The sequence below is a fragment of the Micromonospora sp. CB01531 genome (genome assembly GCF_001905095.1).
Lineage (GTDB): Bacteria > Actinomycetota > Actinomycetes > Mycobacteriales > Micromonosporaceae > Micromonospora.
This window is the reverse complement of sequence record NZ_LWLS01000067.1, coordinates 74,247-98,819: the sequence shown is the minus strand read 5'-3', so window position 1 is coordinate 98,819 and position 24,573 is coordinate 74,247. Positions and strand designations below refer to the sequence as shown.

The following is a 24,573-nucleotide window of genomic DNA, read 5'->3' as shown; positions in this document are numbered from 1 at the left end:
GCCGGCCGCGCGTGACCGGCCGCCCGACGACCCGCGACGACGGGAGGGGCCCGTGGCACGGATGGGACGGCTGGCCGGTGGCGGGAGCAAGGTGGCGAGGGCCGCGCGCACGCTGGTCGTACGCCGGCGGGAGCGCTGGCCGCACGCGGCCGGCACCGACCCGCGGCCCGGGCGCTGGCAGGTGGTGACCGTGGCCGGCCGGCCCGAGGAGGTGCTGCCGCGCGGCCGGTGGCCGGAGCCGCTGCGCCGGCTGTACGGCGCCGTGGAGCTGTACGCCCGCCCGGCGCCCGGCGGGCGCGGCACCGAGCTGGCCGCCCGGCTGCTCGGCAACGCGCCGGGCCTGCGCGGGATGGTGGCCCACCTGGTTGGCGACGATCCCGGCCGGTTCATCCGGCAGGCCCTGCGGGAGGCCAAACAGCTCGCGGAGACCGGCGAGGTGCTCCGGGCGGACTGCTCGCGCTGGGACCGCCCCGGGGTACCCGGGTGAGGGCCCTCTGCTGGGAGGGCGCCAACGCGGTGGCGGTCCGCGAGGTCCCCGACCCGGAGCTGCGCAACGCCCACGACATCATCGTCCGGGTACGACGGAGCGCGACCTGCGGCGCGGACCTGCCGCTGCTCGCCGGGCGGATCCCGTACCTGGCCGCCGGAGACGTGCTCGGGCACGAGTTCCTCGGCGACGTGGTCGAGGTCGGGCCGGAAGTACGCCGACACCGGGTCGCCGACCGGGTGGTGGTGTGCGCCGGGATCGCCTGCGGGGCCTGCTGGTTCTGCCGGCAGGGGCTCTTCGCCTGCTGCGACAACGGCACCACCGGCGCGTCGGCGGCCGAGTCGGCCTGGGGCCAGCCCACCGGCGGCTGCTACGGCCACCCCGGCCCGCTGGGTGGCTTCGCCGGCAGCCACGCCGAGTACGTGCGGGTGCCGTACGCCGACGTCGGGGCGTTCGCCGTGCCGGAGGAGGTCAGCGACGATCGGGCGGTCTTCGCCTCGGACGCCGCGCCGACCGGCTGGCTGGGCGCCGAGTTGGGCGAGGTGCGGCCGGGTGACGTGGTGGCGGTGTGGGGCGCAGGAGCGGTCGGCCAGCTCACCGCCGGGGCGGCGCTGCTGCGCGGCGCGGACCGGGTCGTCGTGGTGGACGACCACGACGACCGGCTGCGGATGGTGGAGCAGCACGTCGGCGCGGAACCGCTCAACTACCGCTTCGTGGACGTCCTCGCCGAGCTGCGGGAACGCAGTGGCGGCCGGGGCCCGGACGTGTGCGTGGAGGCGGTCGGCATGGCGGCCGAGCCGCCGGGGCTGCTGGCCGGCCGGCTCGGTGGCGGCGCGGAGCGGTCGCTGGCGTTGCGCGAGGCGGTGCACGCCTGCCGCAAGGCCGGCACGGTGGTGGTGCTCGGCACCTGGACCGGGGTCGTCGACACGTTCCCGCTCGGCGCGGTGATGCAGAAGGGACTGACTGTCCGCAGCGCCCGGCAGCACGGGCAGCGCTGGATCCCGATGCTGCTGGACCGGATGGCCCGCGACGAGCTGCGGACCGAGCACCTGGCCACCCATCGGTTGCCGCTGGAGCGCGCCGCGGACGGGTACGCGCTGTTCCGGGAGCGTGCCGACGGCTGCGTCCGGGCGGTCTTCTCCCCGTGAGCCGAGACGGCGGTGGATGGCACACTCGGCGGATGCGCGACGACCGGCCGTACGACCTCGTCCTCTTCGGCGCCACCGGGTTCACCGGCGGGCTGACCGCCGAGTATCTGGCCCGGCACGCCCCGGCGGGGCTGCGGTGGGCGCTGGCCGGCCGCAACCCGGGCAAGCTGGCCGCGGTACGGGACCGGCTGGCCGCGATCGACCCGGCGCTGGCCGAGCTGCCGCTGCTGACCGCCGACGCCACCGACCCGGCGTCGCTGCGCGCCGTCGCGGAGCGTGGCCGGGTCGTCGCCACCACCGTCGGCCCGTACATCCACCACGGGGAGCCGCTGGTCGCGGCGTGTGCCGCCGCCGGCACCGACTACGTCGACATCACCGGCGAGCCGGAGTTCGTCGACCTGATGTACGTCCGGTACCACGCCGAGGCGGTGCGTACCGGCGCCCGCCTGGTGCACGCCTGCGGATTCGACTCGGCCCCGCACGACCTGGGCGCCTGGTTCACCGTCAGACAGCTCCCCACGGACGGGCCGGTCGCCGTGGACGGCTTCGTCCGGGCCGGCGGGCGCTTCTCCGCCGGGACGTACCACTCGGCGCTGACCGCGCTGTCCCGGGCCGGGGAGACGAGCCGGGCGGCGCGGGCGCGCAAGGCGGTCGAACCCCGGCCGGCGGGGCGTCGGGTCCGCGCCGTACCAGGGAAGGTGGGCCGGTCGGCCGAGGTCGGCATGTGGGCGGTCCCGCTGCCCACCATCGACCCGCAGATCGTCCGCCGGTCGGCCGCCGCTCGCCCGGAGTACGGCCCGGACTTCCGCTACCGCCACTTCGCGGCCGTGAAGCGGCTGCCCACCGTCCTCGCCGCCGGGGTGGGCCTGGCCGGCCTGCTCGGGCTGGTGAAGCTGCCACCGACCCGGCGCTGGCTGCTCGGCCGACTCTCCTCCGGGCAGGGGCCGACCGCCGGGCAGCGGGCGAAGTCCTGGTTCCGGGTCCGGTTCGTCGGCACCGGCGGCGGCCGGACGGTGCACACCGAGGTGGCCGGCGGCGACCCGGGGTACGACGAGACCGCGAAGATGCTCGCCGAGTCGGCCCTGTGCCTGGCGTTCGACGACCTGCCGCCCACCGCCGGGCAGGTGACCACGGTGACCGCGATGGGCGACGCCCTGCTGGACCGGCTGGCCCGCGCCGGCATCACCTTCCGCGTACTGGAGCGGTGAGACTTGACCCTCGAGCGGGTTGAGGGCCCAGGATCCGGCGGCGTGGAGAGCGAACTGCGCAGCATCGGCGAGCTGGCCCGGGCCAGCGGCCTCACGGTGAGCGCGCTGCGGTTCTACGACCGGTCCGGCGTGCTGGTCCCGGCGCTGGTCGACCCGGCCACCGGCTACCGCTGGTACAGCGACGACCAGATCGCGCCGGCCCGGCTGGTCGCCGGGCTGCGCCGGGTGGGGATGCCGCTGGCCGGGATCGCCGACGCGCTGCGGCACCGGCACGAGCCGGCGCTGGTCCACCGGCTGCTGGACGCGCACCTGCGGCGGCTGGAGGACGGCCTCGCCGACGCCCGCCGTGAGCTCTCCCGGATCCGTACCCTGATCGATCCCGAGGAGATCCCCATGACCACCCGTCTCGTGCTGCCCCGCGCCGACCTGGCCGCCGCCGTCGATGCCGTCCGGTTCGCCGTCGGCAGCGACCCGGACCTGCCGGTGCTGTCCGCCGTGCTGCTGGAGGTGGAGGCGGACGGCGTACGGCTGGTCGCCACCGACCGGCACCGGCTGGCCGTGGCCCGGGCGGGCGGAAGGGTCGACGGTCCGGAGGTCCGGGCGCTGCTCCCGGCGGACGCGGTCGACGAATTGCGCACGCTGCTCGACACCGGCGTCGGGATCACCCCGGAGGCGCAGCTCACCGTCGCCACGGACCGGGTCGAGGTCTCCGTCGCCGGCCGCGCGGTGGCCGCCGCGGCGCTGCCGTACGACTTCCCGGACTACCGGCGGCTGCTGCACGGCCAGGTCGGCGGCGCGCCCGCGTACCGGATCCCGGTCGACGTGGTCGCGCTGCGCGGCGCGCTCACCGCCGACGACGTCCCGCTGCTGCTCCGCGAGTACGCCGGGGTAGCCGTCGAGGTGACCGTGCTCGGTCTGGACGACCGGGGCGGGCTGCGCGTGGTCCGGCCGGACGAGGCGGCGGACCCGGACGCGGTGCGGGTCGGGGTGAACCGGGAGTATCTGCTCGACGCCCTGGACGCCGGGGACCGCGGTCAGCTCGTGCTGGAACTGGACGGCCCGATCGCCCCGCTGGCCGTCCGCCGGCCGGACGACGCGGACGCGTTCTCCATCCTCATGCCGATCCGGCTCTGACCGCCCCCTTGATCCGCCCGGCACCACGCCCGAACGTCGACCCGCACGCCGCTCACGCCACCGACGCCGCAGCGGCCGCGGCGGGTCGATCCCGACCGGCGCCACCCGGCCCGGGCCGGCCGCACGGGGCCGCGACGGTAGCATCTGGGGGTCCCACCTGACTGCCTGGACGGAGGCGTACGGAGCAGCATGCTCGACATGGAGTTGATCCGGAAGGATCGCGAGGCGGTGGCGACCGCGCTGGCGAAGCGTCTGGATCCCGCCGAGGTCAACCGGGCGCTGGACGAGATCCAGCGGCTCGACCAGGAACGCCGCGCCCTGATCAGCGAGATCGACGCCGAGCGGCAGCGCCGCAAGGCGGAGGCGCGGGCGTACGCGCAGGCGAAGCGGGCCGGCAAGGAGCCGGAGCCGGTTGCCCCGGAGGCCGAGCGCAAGCAGCTTGCCGAGCTGGAGTCCCAGCTGGACGAGGTGCAGTCCCGGCTGCGCGAGCGGATGAGCGAGCTGCCCAACCTGCCCGCCGACGACGTGGTCCCCGGCGGCAAGGAGGCCAACCGGGTCGTCAAGACCTTCGGCGAGCCGCCGGCGATCGAGCAGGTCCGGGACCACGTCGAGCTGTCCCGGGCGCTGGGCCTGGTCGACCACGAGCGTGGCGTGAAGCTCGGCGGCTCCGGCTTCTGGATGTACACCGGCATGGGCGCCCGGCTGGAGTGGGCGCTGCTCAACTGGCTGATCGACCAGGACATCCAGGCCGGGTACGAGTTCCTGCTCCCGCCGCACCTGCTGCTGGACAGCGCCGGGTTCGCCGCCGGGCAGTTCCCCAAGTTCTACGACGACGTCTACCACCTGGACAAGCAGTCCGCCCCGCGCGGCCAGTTCCTGCTGCCCACGGCCGAGACGGCGATCCTCGGGGCGTTCCAGGATGAGATCCTGGACACCGCGAAGCTGCCGCTGAAGGCGTTCGCCTACACCCCGTGCTACCGACGGGAGGCCGCCGGCTCGCACTCGGACGAGCGGGGCACGGTCCGCGGCCACCAGTTCAACAAGGTGGAGATCTTCCAGTTCACCCTGCCCGAGCAGGCGGACACCGCGCTGACGGAGATGGTCGCCCACGTGGAGAGCCTGGTCGAGAAGCTCGGGCTGCACTACCAGACCAGCCTGCTCGCGGCCGGCGACGCCAGCGCCGCGATGAAGAAGACCTTCGACGTCGAGGTCTGGATGCCGAGCACCGGCAAGTACAAGGAGGTGTCGTCGGTTTCCTGGGGCGGTGACTACCAGGCCCGCCGGGCGGCCATCCGCTACCGGGAGCCGGGCGGCAAGCAGACCCGCTTCGTGCACACGCTCAACGGCTCGGCGCTGGCCACCAGCCGGCTCTTCCCGGCCATCCTGGAGCAGTTCCAGCAGCCCGACGGCTCGGTGCTGGTGCCCGAGGTGCTCCGCGACCGGCTCGGCACCGACCGCCTCTCCCCGGTCCGCTGACCCGCTGACGACCAGCGGCGGGGGTCGGCCCACCGACCTCCGCCGCCGCAACCCGAGTACGTCGCGGCCTCCGCGCCGGTCACTCGGCCCTCACCAGGGGCAGCGCGAGCTCCGGGCAGACCTCGACCGCTCCTCGACGGCGGGCGTGTGGCGCGATTCGCAACGACGCATGTCCATACGTTGACAGGTCTTGCAGCACGCTTGTAACCTTGCCGAAAATTTCAGGCCGAGCCTGCAATTTGACGGCATCGGCCTCCTCGCCCGCACCCCTCAGGAGTCCCGATGCATCGACGCCGATGCCGGCAACAACGGCTTCAGCCCGGCGCGTCTGACGCCGCGCCGCGATCTGGCACCGTCGCGGCGGCCCTCGCCCTCGGCCTGACCGCCGGCCTGCTCGTCCCGGCCGGCCCGGCCGCACCCCCGGCCACCGCAGCCACCCCCGGCAGCAAGAAGGTCATCGTCCAGCTCTTCGAGTGGAACTGGAACTCGGTGGCCAACGAGTGCACCACCGTGCTCGGCCCCAAGGGCTACGGCTACGTCCAGGTCTCCCCGCCGCAGGAACACGTCCGCGGCAACCAGTGGTGGGTCGCCTACCAGCCGGTGAGCTACCGGATCGAGTCCCGCAAGGGCACCCGCGCCGAGTTCCAGGCGATGGTGAACACCTGCCACAACGCCGGCGTGAAGGTGCTCGTCGACGCCGTCGTCAACCACATGTCCGGCCAGGACAACGGCGGCACCGGCTGGGCCGGAACCACGTACGGCCACTACAGCTACCCGGGCAACTACGGCTCGCAGGACTTCCACTACTGCGGCCGCAACGGCAACAACGACATCGTCAACTACAACGACCGGTACGAGGTGCAGAACTGCGAGCTGGTCAACCTGGCCGACCTCAAGACCGAGTCGGACTACGTACGCACCCGGCTGGCCACGTACCTGAACGACCTGCTCTCGCTCGGCGTGGACGGGTTCCGGCTGGACGCCAGCAAGCACATGCCGGCCGCCGACATCGCCGCGATCAAGAGCAAGCTTTCCCGCTCGGCGTATCTCGTGCAGGAGGTCATCTACGGCGCCGGTGAGCCGATCCAGCCGACCGAGTACACCGGCAACGGCGACGTGCACGAGTTCCGGTACGGCAAGGACCTGGCCCGGATGTTCAACAGCGAGCGGCTGGCGTACCTGCGGAACTTCGGCGAGTCGTGGGGCTACCTGCCCGGCAGCCAGGCGGTGGTCTTCACCGACAACCACGACACCCAGCGCGACGGCGGCGTGCTGACCTACCGCGACCGGGGCGAGTACGCCCTGGCGAACGCCTTCATGCTGGCCTGGCCGTACGGCACCCCGGCGGTGATGTCGAGCTTCACGTACAGCAACCGCGACCAGGGCCCGCCCTCGGACGCCGGCAACAAGACCCTCAACACCACCTGCTACTCGGGCTGGGAGTGCGAGCACCGCTGGCGGGTCATCGCCAACATGGTCGCCTTCAACAACGCCACCCAGGGCGCCGGCGTCGCCAACTGGTACGACAACGGCTGGCAGCACATCGCGTTCAGCCGGGCCGGCAAGGGCTATCTCACCCTCAACGACGAGGATTTCGCGATCACCGGTCGCTCGTACTACGCGGGCCTGCCCGCCGGCCGCTACTGCGACGTCATCCACGGCGACTTCAGCAACGGCTCGTGCAGCGGGCCGGTGATCACGGTGGACGGCAACGGCTGGTTCGCCGCCGACATCCCCGCCCACGACGCGGTCGCCATCCACGTCGGAGCGAAGCTGCCCTGACCGGCGCCACCCGCGACGCCGGCTCGCCACCCGCGACGTCGACTCGCCGGTCCGCGACAGACGACCCGCGGTCCGCGCCGCACCGGAGTCCCCCGCACCGCCATTCGCGGAGCGGGGGACTTCTGTCCACTAAAGTCGGGTTCATGCTGCTTCGTCGACTCACCTCGCGCTTGACCCTCGGCTGGCTGCTCGCCGCGCTCGGCGTACCGCTGCTGCTGGTGACCGCGCTGCTGGTCGGGTACGCGCTCACCGGCGGCCCGGCCCCCACGCCGGCCGGCGCGCCGGGCGGCGTGGGGGCCGGTCGACACTCCGGCGGAGCCACCCGCCCCGACCCGGACGGCGGCGGAGTCCGTGCCGCCGGCGGCGCCCGCTCCGGCCGATCTGCCGGTGGTCACGTACGAGCCGGCGCCCGGCGGGTTCCCGGCCGACCCCGGCACGGGCGACCTCCGGCCGCTGAACGAGGGGCTGACGCCGAGCCGGCGGGTCGCCGCGTACGACGCGCCCGGTGGCCGGCCGCTGGCCTTCCTCGCCCCCAGCATCAGCGGCGTCCCGCTGACCACGCCGATCGTCGAGCGCCGGGCCGGCTGGACAGCCGTGCTGCTCCCCTCGGCGAACCGCCGGATCGCCTGGCTGCCGGCCGGCGGCTGGGCCACCGTCGCGCTGCCCGACCAACTCGTCGTGGAACGCCGTTCGCACCGGCTCACCTGGTACCGCAACGGCCGGCTGGTCCGCTCCTGGGCGGTCAGCCTCGGCAAGCCCGGCCAGTCCACCCCGCTCGGCCGCACCTTCATCCTCGGCCGCACGCCCCCGCCCCAGTCGGTCTACGGCGGGGTCGACATCTTCGCCCTCGGCGCGATCCCCGACGACCCGGACGCGGTGCCGACCGGGCTGCGCGGCGCCCACATCGGACTGCACAGCTGGTACACCGACGCGGCACTCGGCAAGGACGTCACCAACGGCTGCATCCGGTTGACCCGCAGCGGCCAGCGCCAGCTCCTCGCCGAACTGCCCGCCGGCACCAGCGTCGTGGTGGTCGACCAGCTCGCCACCCCGCCACCGGCCGCCTGAGCCGGTTCACTCGCCGAGCAGCCAGCCGTTCTCCTCGGCGACCCGTACCGCGTCGGCCCGGTTGCGGGCGCCGGTCTTGCCGATCGCCGCGGAGAGGTGGTTGCGGACCGTCCCCTCGGACAGGTGCAGCGTCGCCGCCAGCTCCGCCACCGTGCCACCACCCCGGGCGGTCCGCAGCACCTCGGTCTCCCGCTCGGTCAGCGGGCTCGGCCCGGTGGCGAGGGTCTCCGCGGCCAGGGTCGGGTCGACCACCCGCAGGCCGGCGTGCACCCGGCGCACCGCGTCGGCGAGCTGCCGGGCCGGGGTGTCCTTGACCACGAAGCCGTTCGCGCCCGCCTCCATCGCCCGGCGCAGGTAGCCGGGCCGGCCGAAGGTGGTCACCACCAGCACCCGGCAGCCGGGCACCGCCGCCCGCAGCGCGGTGGTGGCGGCGATCCCGTCCAGGCCGGGCATCTCCACGTCGAGCAGGGCCACGTCGGGTCGGGTACGCCGAGCCGCCGGGACCACCTCGTCACCCCGGCCCACCTCGGCGACGACCGTCAGGTCCGGCTCCAGCGACAGCAGCGCGGCCAGCGCGCCCCGGACCAGCGCCTGGTCGTCGGCGAGCAGCAGCTTGATCGGCTCGGTCACCGCGCCTCCTCCGTCCCCACGATCGTCAGCGCTCCGCCGGCAGGGCGACGCGCAGCAGGAAGCCGCGGCCGCCCGGACGGCGGCCGACGGTGACGGTGGCGTCCAACCGCCGCGCCCGCTCCCGGAGCCCGACGAGACCGTGACCGGCCGCGTCCGGCTCCCCGACCGGCCCCCGGCCGTCGTCGCGGACCTCCACCGCCCCGGGGCTCACCCGGATCTCGCAGCGCCGCGCGCCGCTGTGCCGGACCACGTTGGTCACGCCCTCGCGTACGGTCCAGCCGAACAGCTCGTCCCGCTCCGCCGGCAGCGCCGGCACCGTCTCCGGCAGCTCCGCGACGATGCCTGCGGCGGCGAGCGCCGAGCGGGCACCGGCCAGCTCCGTCGTCAGGCGCACCTCGCGGTACGCCCCGACGGTGCCCCGCACGTCCGCTAGGGCCTGCCGGGCCAGCCGCTCCACGTCGGCGATCTCGGCGGCGGCCCGGGCCGGATCCAGCTCCAGCAGCCGCCCGGCCAGCTCCGCCTTGACCGTCACCACGGTCAGCGAGTGGCCGAGGATGTCATGCAGGTCGCGGGCGGTACGGGCCCGCTCCTCGGCCACCGCGAGCCGGCGGATCTCCTGTTGGGCGGCCTGCAGTTCGGTGTTGCGCTGGGTCAGCCGGGTCACCCCGAACATGGCGAACGAGGCGAGCAGCACCGCGAAGACCACGGTGCCCTCCGCCTCCCAGCCGGGCACCAACGCGGCCGTCACCGGCGGGGTCAGCGCGGCGAGCGCCACCACGACCAGCGCCTGCCGGTTCGGCAGCAGGAACACCGCGGCCGCGGCCACGAAGACCAGGGTGGTCAGCCAGTCGCCGTCGGTGCCCGGGATGCCGGCGAGCCCGAGCCCGACCAGCAGCCCCAGGGCCGCCCAGGCCCGAACGAGCGGAATCGGCCGGTGGGCCAACCGGCAGGCCCGGGCCCACTGGAAGACGCACACGTAGCAGACACCGAAGGCGACCAGGGTCGTCGCCCCCACCACCCGCCGCCAGACCTCCGGCTGGTGCAGGGCGGTGAGCAGCGGGATGTTGAGGAAGAAGAGCCAGACCGCGGCGAGCAGCCAGCCGGTGAACCGCCAGTGGCGGCTCACCGGCCGGTGCGGGTCGGGCGGGGTGCTCACCAGGAACACGCTAGCCGCCGCCGTCCCGGGTCAGACGCGGGTGGTGTCGCGGCGGAACAGCCGCGCCGCGCCCAGCCCGAACACCGCGGTCCAGCCGGCGAGGTTGCCCAGCGCCACCCAGTCCAGGCCGGCCCCGGTCAGCGGGGCCCGGGCGAGCTGGCCGACGCCGTACACCGGGGTGAACTTGGCGATCTGCTGGAAGGCGTGCGGCAGCAGCTCCAGCGGCACGAAGAGCCCGCCGAACATGGCCAGGATGGCCAGGACCGGGCCCATGAACTGCATGACGTTCTCGGCCGGGGCGAGGTAGCCGACGAAGAGCCCGAAGGCGGCGAAGACCAGCGAGCCGAGCCAGGCGGCCAGCCCGGCGACCAGCCAGACGTCGGCCGGGATCCGCACCCCGGCGGCGGCGCCGACGGCGAACTCGACCAGCACGCCGAGCAGACCGAGCACCATCGCGGTGACCACCTTCGTGGCCACGTACGCGGCCGGGCGCAGCGGGGTGAGCCGGAGCTGGCGGCTCCAGCCGAGCGCCCGCTCGGTGGCGACCGCCGCGCCGGCGCTGGTGGTGGCGACCATGGCCGCGTAGACGGCGAGACTGATCATGATCCAGGCGGTGACCGGTTGGCCGTTGGGCAACTCCTGGCCGCGCTGCGGCAGTCCGAAGAGGAGGAAGAAGACCGCCGGCATGATCAGGGTGAACATCAGCGTGCGGCGGTTGCGCAGCACGCGGCGGATCTCGATGCCGAGCACCGCGGCGGAGAATCCGCCCAGGGCGGGCGGGCGCCGGTCGACGGGGCGGGCCGGCGTGGTGGCGGAGGTGGCGACGGTCATCTCAGGCTCCGATCGGCGCGGGGTCGGCGGTCAGGGTGCCGGTGGTGAGGGCGAGGAACGCGTCCTCGAGGTTGCGGGAGGTGATCTCGAGGTCCCGCGCGGCGGTGCGGGTGAGCAGGTGCCGGGCGACGGTGTCCGAGTCGTCGGTCCGCACCAGCACCGCGTCACCGCGTACCTCGACCGCCTGGACGCCGGGCAGCACGGCGAGCGCGGCCTGGTCGGCGCCGGGGAGGGTGGCCCGGACGATCCGGCCGGCGGCCAGGTTCTTGATCTCGGCGGTGGTGCCGTCGGCGACCACCCGGCCCTGCCGGACCAGCACGATCCGGTCCGCGTACGCGTCGGCCTCGTCGAGGTAGTGGGTGGCGAGAATGATGGTCCGCCCGTTCCGGGCGTCGGCCCGGATGGCCTGCCAGAAGTCCCGCCGCCCCTCGACGTCCATCCCGGTGGTCGGCTCGTCGAGCACCATCAGGTCGGGATCCGGCAGCAGCGCCAGGGCGAAGCGCAGCCGCTGCTGCTCGCCGCCGGAGCACTTGCCCACCGGGCGGTCGGCGATGTCGGCGATGCCGGCCCGCTCCAGCACCTCCGCCACCGGACGGGGCTGCGCGTGGAAGTGCGCGGCCAGCCGTACCGTCTCGGCGACGGTGAGGTCCTTGAGCAGGCCGCCGGTCTGCATCACGGCGGCGACCCGGCCGAGCCGGACGGCGTCGGACGGCGGGCCGCCGAAGACCCGGACGGTGCCGGCGTCCGGGCGGGCCAGCCCGAGCAGCATGTCCACGGTGGTGGTCTTGCCGGCGCCGTTGGGGCCGAGGAAGGCCACCACCTCGCCCGGCTCGACGCGGAGGCTGAGCCCGTCGACGGCGGTCACCGGGCCGAAGGTCTTGGTGAGTCCGGCCAGCTCGACGGCCGGTGAGATGTCGGTCATGACACCGATGCTCCGGGGAACGGCTGGGCCGTCCCCGGAGCGTCCGTCATCTTCCACCCGTGACATTTGTCAGGGCGGTGGACACCGGTCAGTGCGCGCCGCCCTCGCGGGCCCGGCGCGGCAGCAGGAACGCGCCGACGAAGGTGACCACCAGCAGGCCCAGCTCCGCGGCCAGGGTGATCTCCACGGCCGGCTGAACGCCGTGGTCGAGACCGCTGAAGAAGACCGTGCCCAGTACGGCGACGCCGAGCGCCCCGCCGAGTTGCTGGACGGCGGTGAGCGTCCCCGAGGCCGAGCCGGTCTCGGACTCCGCCACCCCGGAGAGCACGATGTCGAAGAACGGCGCCATCACCAGCCCCATGCCGAAGCCGACGGCCAGCAGGGCGGGTGCCATCCGCCACGGGCCGACCGTGCTGCCGGTCGCGGCCAGGGTGAGCAGCAGGCCGCCGACCCCCGCGACGACCACGGCGAGGCCGAGGTGGATCAGCCGCCGGCCCAGGCGCTGGGCGAGGCCGGCGCCGGCGAGCACGAAGGCGACCACCATGCCGAGCGCCTGCGGGACGCCGGCCAGCCCGGCGCGCAGCGGCGACCAGCCCAGCCCGACCTGGAGGTAGAGGCTGAACACCAGCGAGAAACCGGTCAGTGCGGTGAAGAAGGCGAGGCCGGCGACCAGGCCGCCGGTGAACGCGCGGCGGTGGAACAGTGCCGGCACCACCAGTGGATCCCGGCCGGACCGCTCGCGCCGCACCTCGTACCGGGCGAAGAGGGCGAAGACGACGACCGCGCCGGCCATCATGGCGAAGGTCCACGCCGGCCAGTCCCGCTCCCGGCCCTGGACCAGCGGGAAGACCAGCAGGAACGCGGCGAGCGAGACCAGCCCGACGCCGGGCAGGTCGAGGCGGCTGGCGTGGGTGGCGCGGGACTCCGGCAGGAACCGCAGCGCACCGGCGGCGGCGAGCAGGCCGAGCGGCACGTTGATCAGGAAGATGGCCCGCCAGCCGGTGCCGGCGAGATCGGCGTCGACCAGCCAGCCGGCAAGGATCGGGCCGCCGACCGCGGAGATCCCCATCACCGGGCCGAACGCGCCGAAGGCGGCGGCGAGTTGGTGCGGCGGGAACATCTCCTTGATCAGACCGAGGCCCTGCGGCAGCAGCAGCGCGCCGAAGAGCCCCTGCGCGACCCGGGCGCCGATCAGCGTGCCCGGGGTGCCGGACAGGGTGCACAGCGCGGAGGCGGCGGTGAAGCCGAGCACCCCGAGCAGGAACATCCGGCGGCGGCCGTACAGGTCGCCGAGGCGGCCGCCGGTGACCAGACCGACGGCCATGGCCAGGATGTAGCCGGCGCCGAGCCACTGGATCAGGCTGGCCGACCCGCCCAGGTCGGCGCGGATCGCCGGGCCCGCGAGGTTGGTGACGAGGGCGTCGAGGAGGTCCATCACCTCGGCGGCGAGGATCACAGCCAGGGCTGTCCAGCGCCAGCGGTGGCCGGTCTTCGCCGGCCCGGCGCGGTCCGGAGCGAGGGTCATGGCCTGATGCGACATCGATACTCCCAAAGATGAGCGAACGCCGTTCGTTAACGAACAATGTTCTATCAACGAACGACGTTCGCAGCAAGTACGATGTTCGGGTCCCCCCGGATCTGGAGGTCATCCGTGAGCGAACCGCCCAGCCCGCCCTGGCGTACCCGCCCCAGGACCCGCCCCGCGAAGCAGCCGCTGAGCCAGGGCGCGGTCGTCGACGCCGCGCTCGCGGTGATCAACCGGGAGGGGCTGGGCGGGCTGAGCATGCGGCGGGTGGCCCAGGAGCTGGGCACCGGCCCGGCCTCGCTCTACGCCCACGTCTCCGGCAAGGAGGAGCTGCTTGAGCTGCTCGTCGACCGGGCCAGCGCCGACATCTCCGTGCCGGCGCCGGACCCCGAGCGGTGGGCGGAGCAGATCCGGGACGTGGCCCGGCAGGCGTACCGGGTCTACGCCACCCACACCAACCTGGCTCTCGCCTCGCTGGCCACCATCCCCACCGGCCCGAACTCCCTGCGCGTCACCGACGGCATGCTCGCCATCCTGCTCGCCGGCGGGGTGCCGCCCCCGCAGGCCGCCTGGTTCCTCGACCGGCTCTTCCTCTACATCGCCGGAGACGCCTACGAGGGCGCCCTGTACGCGGAGAAGATCCACGCGTCCGGGCAGGACCGGGCGACCTACTGGAATCGGTTTTCCGCCCAGTTGCGGAGCTACTACCTGAGCCTGCCCGCGAAGTCGTACCCGAACATCCACCGGCACGTGGACGAGCTGCTGGCCGGCGGCGGCGACGAGCGCTTCGTCTTCGGCCTGGACCTGCTGATCCGGGGCGTCGCCGGGCACGTCCGGGCCGGTGACTGACCGCCGCCGGGCCGGGTAACCGCCGGGCCGGGCAACCGCGACACCGGGAGGTCACCATGGCGGCACCGACGGGACGGGTCGACACGATCGTGCTGATCCACGGGCTCTGGATGACTTCACGCAGCTGGGAGCACTGGGCCGAGCGGTACCGGGCGCGGGGCTTCCGGGTGCTCACGCCGGCCTGGCCCGGCATGGAGGCCGAGGTCGAGGAGTTGCGGGCGGACCCGACGCCGATCGCCGGGCAGCGGATCGCCGACATCACCGAGCACTACGCCCGGATCGTTCGGGAGCAGCCCCGGCCGCCGATCATCATGGGGCACTCGTTCGGCGGCCTGATCACGCAACTGCTGCTCGACCGGAAGCTCGGCGCCGCCGGGGTCGCCCTCCATCCCGCCCCGGTCAAGGGCGTGCTGCGGCTGCCGCTCAACACGCTGCGCTCAGCGTTCTCCATCCTGGGGAGCCCGGCGAACCGAAACCGCGCGGTGCCGTTCACCAAGGAGGACTTCCGGTTCGCCTTCGGCAACACGCTGAGCCCACAGCAGTCCGACGCGGCCTGGGAGCGGTACGCCGTACCCGGCGCCGGCCGCGTCCTGTTCGAGGCGGCGTTCGCCAACCTGGACCCGGACGCGGCCACCGAGGTGGACAAGAAGCGGGACGAACGCGCCCCGCTGCTGTTGACGGCCGGGGGCGCCGACCACGTGGTGCCGCCCTCGGTGGTGGTCGCCAACGTCAACCTCTACCGGAGCTCGACCGCGCTCACCGGGTTCCGCTGCAACCCCCACCGGTCGCACTTCGTCGGCGGCGAGCCGGGCTGGGAGGAGGAGGCCGACTACGCGCTGGAATGGGCGGTCGAGGCGGCCAACGAGTTCTCGCCGACCGTGGTCAGCGAGGCTCCCCCGCACTGAGTTCAACAACCTCGGGACGTCCCCTGCTGGCATAGGTGCCCTCGTCAGGGGTATGTGCGAGTCATGAGGGCGAGCTTCCGGCTTGGCCGGGTCGCGGGCGTACCGATCGGGGTCAACTGGAGCGTCCTGGTCATCTTCGTGCTGATTGCCTGGGCGCTGTCGGCCAGTCTGTTCCCGCGCTCCTACCCCGGCCATTCGGCCTTCGCGTACTGGCTGGCGGGGCTGGCCGCGGCGGTGGTCTTCTTCCTCGGCCTGCTCGCGCACGAGGTCGCCCACGCGGTGATCGCCAAGCGCAACGGGATCGAGGTCGAGGACATCACGCTCTGGCTCTTCGGCGGGGTGTCCAAGCTGAAGGGCGAGGCCCGGGACCCCGGTGCCGAACTGCGGATCGCCGGGATCGGGCCGCTGGTCAGCCTGCTGATCGGCATCTTCTTCGGGGTGATCGCACTACTCGTCTCGCTCGCCACCGGGCGCGGCCTGCTGGTCGGCGCGCTGTCCTGGCTGGCCGGCATCAACGTGCTGCTGGCGATCTTCAACGTGCTGCCGGCCGCGCCACTGGACGGCGGACGGCTGTTGCGTGCGGTGGTGTGGCGGGCCACCGGCGACCGGACGAAGGCGTCGGTGGTGGCCGCCCGGGCCGGCTGGGGGCTCGGCATCGTGCTGATCGCCGTCGGGATCTGGCAGTTCTTCAGGGGCGCCGGGGTGGGCGGGCTCTGGCTGGCGCTGATCGGCTGGTTCCTGATCGGGGCCGCCGGAGCGGAGGAGCGCCAGGCCCGGATGGGCAGTGCCCTGCGCGGGGTACGCGTCGCCGACGTGATGACCCCGCAGCCGCAGACCGCCTCCGGGGAGATGACCGTCGCGGACTTCGTGGACCACTACCTCTTCGCGTACCGGCACTCGGCGCTGCCGCTGACCGAGGACGGCCACCCGGTCGGCCTGGTGACCCTCGACCGGGTCCGGGGCATCCCGGCCGACCGTCGAGAGTCGACCACCCTGGGCGAGGTGTCCTGCCGGGCCGGGGAACTGGTGCTCGCCTCCCCGGACGAGCAGCTCACCGAGCTGCTCCCCCGGCTCAGTCAGTGCGCCGACGGCCGGGCGCTGGTGGTGTCCGACCAGCGGCTGGTCGGCATCGTCTCGCCCAGCGACATCAGCCGGGCCGTGCAGCGCGGCAGCATGCGCGAACAGATGACCGGCGGCCGCGGCAGCTGAGCAGGATCCCCGGACAGCACTCCCACCGCTGCCCTTCGTACCGCCCCGGTGTGGACGAGCCCCTGTCGCCCGGGGTTGATCAGGGCGTCGACGTGCCGGACGCCCTGATCAACCCGCGGTCAGCGCAGCCCGTACGCTCGCAGGATCGTCTGGGTGACCTCGTTCCCGTCGGCGTCAGCGCCGTGCACCCGCAGCGAGACCGTGCCGGTGCCCGGCGGCACGAGCGCGTGGAAGACGCCGTCCTCGCCCGCGACCTTCACCGAGCGCCACGTCGCCCCTTCGTCGAACGACACCTCGACCCCGACGCTGCCCCCGGCCGGAGCCGCCAACCCGTCCTGGTTGCGCAGCGCGATACCGATGTTGTGCGGGTGGTCCCCGGGCACCGTTCCGGCCAGGTCGGCCGGAACGGTGTAGTCGAGTTGCAGCAGCGGCAGTGGCCGCGGTTCTTCCGGGTCACCGTCCGGGCGCCCGGACCGGAAGTCCCACGCCGTCTGCGTGCGCGTCGCCCACTGCCACTCCTTGGACGCCCGCTCGGTGGTCAACTCCAGCCGATATGAGGCGTCGGCGGCCACCGTCGGCACATCCCGCCGCGCATCGGGCAACTCGGCGAGCACGGCGCCGTCGCGCGACAGTCGTGCCGACACCAGGTCGCGCTCACCGCCGCCGCCCGACAGCGTGTAGTGGCCGGCGGCGTCGACGAATTCCGGTACCCGCAGGGCCAGGATGTCGCCACGGCGGGTCGACACCAGGCCCGCGACACCGCGGGGCGCCGCCGGACGCACCACCGGGGTGAACCAGTCCTCGCGGAGCCGGCTGTCGCCCTGGTAGCTGCGCGGAGCGTCCCGCATCCCGAGGCCGAGCGGATTCATCTCGTCCCAGGTGTAGTAGTGCGCCACCCGGTGCTGCCACACCGAGTCACCGGCGGAAACCCACTCCTCGCGCTCCCCGCCCGTGCGCACCATGCGCTGGGTGTCGTTCCACGAGTACGTCTGCCAGGGGCGCCAGCCGAAGCGCTGCTCCTTGGCCCACTCATCCCCGCCGGTGTTGGCGTACCTGGTGATGATCCGCGCCGAGTTCTCCGCGGTCACCTTGTGGACGACCTGCGAAGGGATCCGGCCCCGCTCGACATGGAACACGTCGTAGAGGTACGGACTGGACACGGTGAGGGTGAGGCTGAGCATCGGCTTTCCCGTCGTGGCGGCGGCCTTTAGGCGCTGGCCGTCGTCGTTGGCGACCACCATCGCCGGGATCGGCTCCCGGGTGGCGATCGGGCGCCACACCGTCCATGCGGATTGCGTGGCCGGCCGCACGATCAGCGCGGCCGCGGCTCCGGCCGCTGCCGCGGCAGCCACCTGGGTGCTCTCGGAACGGCCCTTCGCACTGTCCATGAGCACCGCGGCTCCGCGTACGCCCGCTGCGGTCAACTCCGCTTCGGTGCCGGTGCCGGCCCAGACGAGCGGGAAGTTGCGTACCCCGTCGAAGGCCGGTGAGCGGTGCAGCAGGTTGATGTCGAGCGGCCCGGACACGCCGGACACGTGGGCGCTCACCATGGGCGCGACGAGTTGCCACCGGGAGGCGAACTCGTAGTCTCCGTCGGTGACGGGGTCGGTGGGCGTCACGTTGACCTGCTGCACAGTGCTGAAATGCATGACCCCGTGGCTGATGCTCCGGCCGTTACCGAAGGTGCGGTGTACGTAGTAGCTCAGCACCGCCTGCTGCTCGGCGGGTTTCGGTGTCTCGATGGTGATCGGGGTCCCCTTGCGGGCGTCGATGACCACCTCGAGGTCCCGGGTGACCTTCAGCTGGGGGTCGGTGATCAGGGTGGCCTGTGAGTCAAGTGGCCCACCGTCCGAGATCAGGCCGTGCAGCAGGTAGTTGCCCTCCTCGACCTCGACGGTCAGGGGCTTGCCCTTTTGAATCCACTTCACCACGTCCGAGCGCGGGTCGGCACCGTGCAGGGCGACCACGGACACGCTCGTGTCCGCGCCGCTGCGGTCCACCCCGTGCAGGGTCACGGTGTGCTTGGGGCCATCAAGGGTCACCGCCAGGGCAGTGGTGGTCAGCGCCCCGTCAGCGCCGTTGGCCGTGAGCCAACCGCCGTGCCGTCCACGGGTGAGCTTGGCCGGGTCGATCGTGACCGGCACCTGCCGGCTCGTGCCTGCGGGCACGACGATCTGGTCGGCGCCGAGCGCGACAGCGTCCTGGTCCGCGGCGTGGGAGTCGAGGTTCTCCAGGCGTGCGGCGAGCGACAGCGTCACCGCGCTGTCCCCGGTATTGGTGACGGAGACCTGCCGGGTGATCGGCGCCTCGGCCGGCGTGGTGTCGGTGTGCACCCCGAAGTTGAGCACTCCGGTCGCGTGGACCTGCTGGGCAGTCGCCCGTGCCACGTCGACCCGGCCGGCGCCCTGCTGGTGCACCGTCAGGGCAGGATTGGTGCGGGCCGTGCTCACCAGCGCGTCCTTGAGTTGCGCGGCGTTCCAGTCGGGGTGGCGCTGGGCGAGGATCGCCGCCGCGCCGGCCACGTGCGGCGCAGCCATCGACGTGCCGGACGCCGCGGTGTAGTACGCGTCGACCGGCGTTCCCATCGCGGTACCGGCGGCCCGCGCCGCGACGATCCCGACACCCGGTGCGGTGATTTCCGGCTTCACCGCATAATCACCCAACCGCGGACCTCGGCTGGAGAAACTCGCGAGACTCTCGTCGCGGTCCACCGCACCGACAGTGAGCGCAGCGTCGGCCGCACCCGGAGTGCCCACGGTCGACTCCTCCCCCTCGTTACCAGCCGAGACGACGAAGAGGGTGCCGCTGCTCGCGGTGAGCCGGTTGACCGCCTCGCTCAACGGGTCGGTGCCATCGGTAGCACTTCCGCCAAGGCTCATGTTGACCACGTCGGCTCCGGAACTCACCGCCCACTCCATTCCGGCGATGATCCACGACTCGTTGCCGGAGCCACTGTCGTTCAGCACCTTGCCGATGAGCAGGTTCGCCCCGGGTGCGACGCCCTTGCGTCGGCCGTCCGAGGCGGCGCCGGTGCCGGCGATCGTGCTGGCAACGTGCGTGCCGTGTCCGAACTTGTCGGCGGTCGTGGCGCTGTTGGAGAAGTTTCTCGTCGCGCTGATCTTTCCAGCGACGTCGGGGTGTGCCGCGTCGATGCCGGTGTCCAGTACCGCCACCGTGACACCGTCGCCGTCGTACCCCGACGCCCACGCTGCCGGAGCGCCGATCTGCGGCACGCTACGGTCGAGGGTTGGCTTCACCCGCCCGTCGAGCCAGATCTGCGCGATGCCGGACCCCAGCTGCGGCGTGTCCACGCCGAGCGATCGGACGCCTGGGCTGCTGCCGGCCGCTGCCCGCCAGAACCCGGTCAGCCCGTCCTTGTCCTCGACGATCGCAGCGGCGCCGATGCTGTCCAGCCTGGAGACACTCCGTGCCCCGGCTATCGTCTGCCGGCCGGTCTCCTGGTAGCGAATGATCAGTGGCAGGTTTGGTGCCGCCTCGTCCCCGTAGCCCTGCTCGATGAGCTCCTGTACGTCGAACAGGTCGCCGTCGAGAACACCGGTGGACACGTACGGCACGACGTCGCTGGGCAGTACACGCAGGCCGCCGTCGACTTCCAGGGTGTGGAAGGTGATCGCTTCCCGGCCCGGCGCCGGCCGGACGGAGGCGGCGTACCTGCCGGGCGAGGCCTCGACCAACTCCACCACGTCGCCCGTTATCAGAGTGACCCGGGACGGGCTGGCGGTCGCGGCGGCTCCGCTAGCTTCTGCCGGGGGCGGTGGCGCTGCCTCGGCGGGAACGCCCACCGCCAGGACGCCGACCGCCGCCATGGCCGTCCAGCGTATGAGCCGGTTCATCGTGTTACTCCTTTGCTCAGCGAAGCTGGCAACCACTGTTGACACCACCGGAGTCTGATTGCCGACACGATGGTGGTCACTAGGTGCCAGGTGCCACAGAGGCGACATGTCGCCAACTGGACACGCCCCGGCGGGCAAGCTCGACGGTGTCGAAGATGTGCTGTGAAAGCGCGAAGGTGGCGGCCCGAACGCCCACCGCGGCGGGTCCTGCCGCCGCCTAGCCGCGGGGGAAGTAACGGTCGAGCTCGTCGGTGCGGAACTTCCCGGCCGGGTCGAGGTCGGCCAGCAGGGCACGAAAGTCGTCGTACCTGGGGTACGTGGCGGCCGGGTTCCGGACGAAGAGCTTGCCCCAGTGCGGGCGCGGGGCGAAGGGCACCAGCCGCTCCTCCACCTCGGCGAGCACCGGGGCCACCCGCGCCGCGTCACCGATCCAGGTGAAGTGGATCGCTAGGCTGTCCCGGTCGTGGTTCGGGCTGAGCCACAACCCGTCCGCGGCGACCGTACGAAGCTCGCAGACCTGGAGCACGGCGGCGATCCGCTCGGCGGCCGGGCCGAGCGCGGCGAGCGCCGCGGCGGCCGAGGAGCGGGGCAGGTGCCACTCCGACTGGAGTTCGTCACCGCTGCTCGGGGTGAAGCCGAGCCGGAAGTGCGGCAGCCGCTCGTGCCACGGTCCGGGCGCGCCGAACTGGGCGGTGCAGTGCTCCGCCGGCATGCCGGGCACCGGGTGGCAGGGCGCGTCGGCGGCGACGGTGTCCAGCCAGTCCGCCGGGGGTGGCGGCGCGTCGGCCCGCTGTTTGAGCCACACCTGGTCCAGGCGGGACGAGCGCCAGCCGGTGAACACGCTCACGCTGTACGCCGCGTCGCAGGCGGCGTCGAGCGCCGCGCGGGGCAGGCCGAGCCGGACGTACTGGCGGATCTGGAAGGCGGGCACCACGTCCAGGGTGAGCCGGGTGACCACGCCCAGCGCGCCGAGGTTGACCACCATCCCGGCGAACCTCGGGTCCGCGCGGTCCACGGTGAGCAGGTCACCGTCGGCGGTGACCAGTTCCAGGGCGGCCACGGCGGTGGCGAGGTTGCCATGGGCGGCACCCGAGCCGTGGGTGGCGGTGGCGACCGCTCCGGCCACCGAGATGTGCGGCAGCGAGGCGAGGTTGGCCAACGCGTACCCCTTGGCGTGCAGGCGGGTGGCGAGGTCGCCGTAGCGCAGGCCGGCGGGGACGGTGACCGTGCCGCGGTCGCGGTCCAGCACGACGGTGGGCGGCAGCCCGGCCAGCGAGACCAACTCGCCCGTGGTGTCCCCGAGCCGGTTGAACGTGTGCCCGGTGCCCACCGCCCGCACCCGGTCGGCACCGGCCACCAGCCGGCGCAGTTCGTCCAGGCTGGACGGCCGGTGGCGGGCCCGGGCGGCGTACCGCACGTTGCCCGCCCAGTTGCGGCCGGCGTCGGTCACGCGGTGGTCTCCCGGTCGGTGGTGGGTTCCTCGGCGAGGGCGGTGTGGAGCGCGGCGAGCGCGGCGTCGACCTGGCCCATGTCGTACCCGCGCAGCCCGACCGGGATACCGGCGGCTCGGGCCTGCTCGATCTCCGCGCGGACGGCCCGCCGCTCGGCCGGGCCGCCCCGGGCCAGCGCGTCCTGGGCGCGGCCCACCAGCTCGTCGACCTGCGCCGTCCCGTAGCCGCGCAGGGCGACGGTGAACGCGATCTCCGTCCCGGGGAGCTGGGTGGCCACCGGGGGGCGGGCGTCGGTGAACCGGCCACCGGAGTACCGGGTCAGCGCCGCCGCGACCTCGTCCGGGCTCTCGCGTACCTGGGTGAGGTGGAGGAGCTCGACGGCGGGCCGCCCGTCACGCGGGTGCCGCGCGGTGGTCCGCAGGCCGAGGCCGACGGCGGGCACCCCGACCAGCCTCCCCCGGTCGTCGAGGGCGAGCGCGTCGAAGTACTCCCAGCGGTACGTCCCGCGCAGGCCCGGGCGGCGCACGTCCAGCCCGTCCGGCCCGATGACGAAGCGGAACGGCCGCACCGCGCCGACCAGCGCCGCGCCGCCGACCACGACGACCCCGAGTGCCACCAGCGTCCGCAGCAGCCAGCCCTCGCCGGCGACGAGCACCATCACCCCGCCGAACACGCAGACGATGGCCAGCGGCAGTGTCCCCCGGCTGCGGTGCAGTTCCATGTCGTACCCCCGATCCGACGCCGTCGTCCGGGTGCATTTTCCGCCCACCTGTCAAGGCGCGGTTGATTCGGCCCGGACGGGGAACCCGGTGCCGGTGACCAGCCACCGCGACCCGGCCCCCACCCGCCGCCCGGCTGTGCGCCCGGCCGAGGAGGAGCTCGACCCGACCGGCGTGGGCCCCGGCCCGGTCGGCGCCGCACCGACCGGGCATCCGGTGCCGGCGCCGATCCCGGAGCCCGAGCCGGAGCCGCCGGGGCCCGGTCCGGCGCCTCGAACGGCCGCCGGGCGGGCGTGGTCGATCGTCAGAGCTGCGGCATGACCTCGGCGGCGACCAGCTCCAGGTGGTCCAGGTCGGTCAGGTCGAGCACCTGGAGGTAGGCCCGCTGGCTGCCGATCCTGGCGTACCGGCCGAGCTTGTCGACGATCTCGGCGGGCGTGCCGGCGAGGCCGTTCTCGCGCAACTCGGCGGGCTCCCGGCCGATCGCCGCGGCCCGCCGGGCCACCTCCGCCTCGTCCCGCCCGCAGCAGAGCACCAGGGCGTTGGACCAGACCATGGTGGACGGGTCCCGGTCGACCTCGGCGCAGGCGTCCCGCACCCGCTCGAACTGGGCCGCCGAGTCCTCGAGCGCGGCGAACGGCAGGTTGAACTCGTCGGCGTACCGGGCGGCGAGGCGGGGCGTGCGCTTCGGCCCCTTCCCGCCGAGCAGGATGGGCGGCCGTGGCTGCTGCACCGGCTTGGGCAGCGCGGGCGAGTCGCTCACTGGGTAGTACTTGCCGGGGTGGTCGAAGGTCCGACCGGCCGGGGTCTCCCAGAGCCCGGTGATGACGGCGAGCTGCTCCTCCAGCCGGTCGAAGCGCTCCCCGAGCGGCGGGAACGGGATGCCGTAGGCGGTGTGCTCGTCGGCGTACCAGCCGGTGCCGATGCCCAGCTCGACTCGGCCGCCGCTCATCTGGTCGACCTGCGCCACGGTGATGGCGAGCGGGCCGGGGAGCCGGAAGGTGGCCGCGGTCATCAGCGTGCCGAGCCGGATCCGGGTGGTGTCCCGGGCCAGGCCGGCGAGCGTGGTCCAAGCGTCCGTCGGACCCGGCTCGCCGGTCACCGAGCCCATCTTCAGGTAGTGGTCGGAGCGGAAGAACGCGCCGAAGCCCGTCTCCTCCGCGCAGCGGGCCACGGCGAGCAGCTGGTCGTAGCTGGCGCCCTGCTGGGGTTCGGTGAAGATCCGCAGTTCCATGGCCCGAGCATATTGAGCCGCCGGACCCGGCCGCGGGGGAAGTAGGGGACCTACCCATCGGCCCGATGGCCGACCCTTGCATTCCTTGACAGGCATATAATCGATGAGGCATATTGGGGCGGTGCCCGTCGACACCTTCGCCGTCCTGGCCGAGCCCACCCGACGCCGCATCCTCGACCGGCTGCGCCGCACCGAGAGCAGCGTCGGTGACCTGGTGGACGCGCTGGGGATGAGCCAGCCGGCCGTCTCCAAGCACCTCAAGGTGCTCCGCGAGGCCGGCTTCGTCACCTGCCGCACCGCGGCCCAGCAACGGATCTACCGGATCGACCCGGGCCCGCTGCGCGCCGTGGACGACTGGCTCGGGCCGTACCGGCGGATGTGGGCGGACCACCTCGACGCCCTGGAGCGCCACCTCGACAGTCAGGAGTGACCATGGAGCGCGACAACTTCCGGCCCGGCCCGCTCGCCGAGGTCGCCCGCGTACCGGCCGGTGACCGGTGGGACCTGGTGTTCGTCCGGGACCTGCGGCACCCGCCGGAGAAGGTGTGGGCCGCGCTGACCGAACCGGACCAGCTCGGCGAGTGGGCACCCTTCCTCGCCAGCCGCGACCTCGGCACGCCCGGCGAGGCCACGCTCAGCACGGTCGACGGCGATCGGACCTTCGAGGCGCCGGCCACCGTGGTCCGCGCCGAGCGCCCGTCGCTGCTGGAGTACACCTGGGGCGACGACCTGCTGCGCTGGGAGCTGGCCCCGACGGGCCCCGGCACCCGGTTGACCCTGCGGCACCGGATCGAGAAGGCCGACCAGGCCCCGATCATGGCCGCCGGCTGGCACCTCTGCCTGGACGTGGCCGGCCACCTGCTCGACGGCGACCCGGTCGGCCCGATCCGCGGCGGCGAGGCGCTGGACTTCGGCTGGGCACGGCTGCGCGACGCGTACGCCGAGCGGCTGGACTCCTGACGCAGACGGGGCGGGGGCGGCGGAG

Annotated in this window: 21 protein-coding genes; 12 read left to right on the top strand and 9 right to left on the bottom strand. The window is 73.6% G+C overall.

Annotated elements, in window-relative coordinates; translation table 11 throughout:
• Nucleotides 1–61: 61 nt before the first annotated feature.
• The 7 genes from A6A27_RS17205 (at nt 62) to A6A27_RS17175 (ending at nt 8,303) form a co-directional block, all read left to right on the top strand.
• A complete protein-coding gene (locus A6A27_RS17205; RefSeq protein ID WP_443189977.1) occupies nt 62–487 on the top strand; it encodes a hypothetical protein in 426 nt (141 codons plus the stop codon).
• Nucleotides 484–1,635: an alcohol dehydrogenase catalytic domain-containing protein gene (locus A6A27_RS17200; RefSeq protein WP_073835622.1), complete on the top strand. Its 1,152-nt coding sequence runs from the start codon at nt 484–486 to the stop codon at nt 1,633–1,635. The genes A6A27_RS17205 and A6A27_RS17200 overlap by 4 nt, the downstream gene beginning before the upstream one ends.
• A gap of 32 nt (nt 1,636–1,667) precedes the next feature.
• Nucleotides 1,668–2,843 carry a saccharopine dehydrogenase family protein gene (locus A6A27_RS17195; RefSeq protein WP_073835621.1) on the top strand — a complete coding sequence of 392 codons (1,176 nt, stop codon included), beginning with the start codon at nt 1,668–1,670 and terminating at the stop codon, nt 2,841–2,843.
• A 54-nt stretch (nt 2,844–2,897) separates the two neighbouring features.
• Nucleotides 2,898–3,977: a DNA polymerase III subunit beta family protein gene (locus A6A27_RS17190; protein WP_073835641.1), complete on the top strand. Its 1,080-nt coding sequence runs from the start codon at nt 2,898–2,900 to the stop codon at nt 3,975–3,977.
• Between the two features lie 189 nt (nt 3,978–4,166).
• Nucleotides 4,167–5,453 carry a serine--tRNA ligase gene (gene serS, locus A6A27_RS17185; protein WP_073835620.1) on the top strand — a complete coding sequence of 429 codons (1,287 nt, stop codon included), beginning with the start codon at nt 4,167–4,169 and terminating at the stop codon, nt 5,451–5,453.
• Nucleotides 5,454–5,735: 282 nt separating this feature from the next.
• A complete protein-coding gene (locus A6A27_RS17180; RefSeq protein ID WP_083672653.1) occupies nt 5,736–7,235 on the top strand; it encodes an alpha-amylase in 1,500 nt (499 codons plus the stop codon).
• Nucleotides 7,236–7,622: 387 nt separating this feature from the next.
• On the top strand, nt 7,623–8,303 hold the full coding sequence (locus A6A27_RS17175) for a L,D-transpeptidase (protein WP_241825302.1): 681 nt from the start codon (nt 7,623–7,625) through the stop codon (nt 8,301–8,303).
• Nucleotides 8,304–8,309: 6 nt separating this feature from the next.
• Here A6A27_RS17175 and A6A27_RS17170 read toward each other — a convergent pair whose 3' ends face one another.
• From A6A27_RS17170 to A6A27_RS17150, 5 genes are all read right to left on the bottom strand, one after another.
• Complete coding sequence (locus A6A27_RS17170) at nt 8,310–8,933, bottom strand: response regulator transcription factor (protein WP_073835619.1); 624 nt, start codon at nt 8,931–8,933, stop codon at nt 8,310–8,312.
• 25 nt (nt 8,934–8,958) lie between these two features.
• Nucleotides 8,959–10,089 (bottom strand): sensor histidine kinase, encoded by a 1,131-nt coding sequence (locus tag A6A27_RS17165; protein ID WP_073835639.1) that lies wholly within the window; start codon nt 10,087–10,089, stop codon nt 8,959–8,961.
• A gap of 30 nt (nt 10,090–10,119) precedes the next feature.
• A complete protein-coding gene (locus A6A27_RS17160; protein WP_073835618.1) occupies nt 10,120–10,920 on the bottom strand; it encodes an ABC transporter permease in 801 nt (266 codons plus the stop codon).
• 1 nt (nt 10,921) lies between these two features.
• The gene (locus A6A27_RS17155; protein ID WP_073835617.1) at nt 10,922–11,842 is read right to left on the bottom strand and encodes an ABC transporter ATP-binding protein; all 921 of its coding nucleotides are present in this window, start codon (nt 11,840–11,842) and stop codon (nt 10,922–10,924) included.
• A gap of 88 nt (nt 11,843–11,930) precedes the next feature.
• Complete coding sequence (locus A6A27_RS17150; RefSeq protein ID WP_073835616.1) at nt 11,931–13,367, bottom strand: MFS transporter; 1,437 nt, start codon at nt 13,365–13,367, stop codon at nt 11,931–11,933.
• Nucleotides 13,368–13,493: 126 nt separating this feature from the next.
• Between A6A27_RS17150 and A6A27_RS17145 the strand changes: the two genes are divergently transcribed.
• The 3 genes from A6A27_RS17145 to A6A27_RS17135 all read left to right on the top strand — a co-directional run bounded on the left by A6A27_RS17145 (nt 13,494) and on the right by A6A27_RS17135 (nt 16,330).
• A complete protein-coding gene (locus A6A27_RS17145) occupies nt 13,494–14,216 on the top strand; it encodes a TetR/AcrR family transcriptional regulator (RefSeq protein WP_083672651.1) in 723 nt (240 codons plus the stop codon).
• A gap of 56 nt (nt 14,217–14,272) precedes the next feature.
• Nucleotides 14,273–15,121 carry an alpha/beta hydrolase gene (locus tag A6A27_RS17140; RefSeq protein ID WP_073835614.1) on the top strand — a complete coding sequence of 283 codons (849 nt, stop codon included), beginning with the start codon at nt 14,273–14,275 and terminating at the stop codon, nt 15,119–15,121.
• 63 nt (nt 15,122–15,184) lie between these two features.
• Nucleotides 15,185–16,330: a site-2 protease family protein gene (locus tag A6A27_RS17135; RefSeq protein ID WP_073835613.1), complete on the top strand. Its 1,146-nt coding sequence runs from the start codon at nt 15,185–15,187 to the stop codon at nt 16,328–16,330.
• A 119-nt stretch (nt 16,331–16,449) separates the two neighbouring features.
• Here the strand turns inward: A6A27_RS17135 and A6A27_RS17130 are convergent, their stop codons facing one another.
• The 4 genes from A6A27_RS17130 to A6A27_RS17110 all read right to left on the bottom strand — a co-directional run bounded on the left by A6A27_RS17130 (nt 16,450) and on the right by A6A27_RS17110 (nt 23,588).
• Complete coding sequence (locus tag A6A27_RS17130) at nt 16,450–20,184, bottom strand: S8 family serine peptidase (protein WP_073835612.1); 3,735 nt, start codon at nt 20,182–20,184, stop codon at nt 16,450–16,452.
• Nucleotides 20,185–20,401: 217 nt separating this feature from the next.
• The gene (locus A6A27_RS17125; RefSeq protein ID WP_073835611.1) at nt 20,402–21,634 is read right to left on the bottom strand and encodes an FAD-binding protein; all 1,233 of its coding nucleotides are present in this window, start codon (nt 21,632–21,634) and stop codon (nt 20,402–20,404) included.
• A complete protein-coding gene (locus A6A27_RS17120) occupies nt 21,631–22,356 on the bottom strand; it encodes a hypothetical protein (protein WP_073835610.1) in 726 nt (241 codons plus the stop codon). Before A6A27_RS17120 ends, A6A27_RS17125 begins: the two co-directional genes overlap by 4 nt.
• Nucleotides 22,357–22,658: 302 nt before the next feature.
• Nucleotides 22,659–23,588: an LLM class F420-dependent oxidoreductase gene (locus A6A27_RS17110; protein WP_073835608.1), complete on the bottom strand. Its 930-nt coding sequence runs from the start codon at nt 23,586–23,588 to the stop codon at nt 22,659–22,661.
• A 121-nt stretch (nt 23,589–23,709) separates the two neighbouring features.
• On the opposite strand from A6A27_RS17110, the gene A6A27_RS17105 reads away from it, so the two are divergent.
• Both A6A27_RS17105 and A6A27_RS17100 read left to right on the top strand, forming a co-directional pair.
• The gene (locus tag A6A27_RS17105) at nt 23,710–24,018 is read left to right on the top strand and encodes an ArsR/SmtB family transcription factor (RefSeq protein WP_338013293.1); all 309 of its coding nucleotides are present in this window, start codon (nt 23,710–23,712) and stop codon (nt 24,016–24,018) included.
• A gap of 2 nt (nt 24,019–24,020) precedes the next feature.
• Nucleotides 24,021–24,548 (top strand): SRPBCC family protein, encoded by a 528-nt coding sequence (locus A6A27_RS17100; protein ID WP_073835606.1) that lies wholly within the window; start codon nt 24,021–24,023, stop codon nt 24,546–24,548.
• The last annotated feature ends 25 nt before the right edge of the window (nt 24,549–24,573 follow it).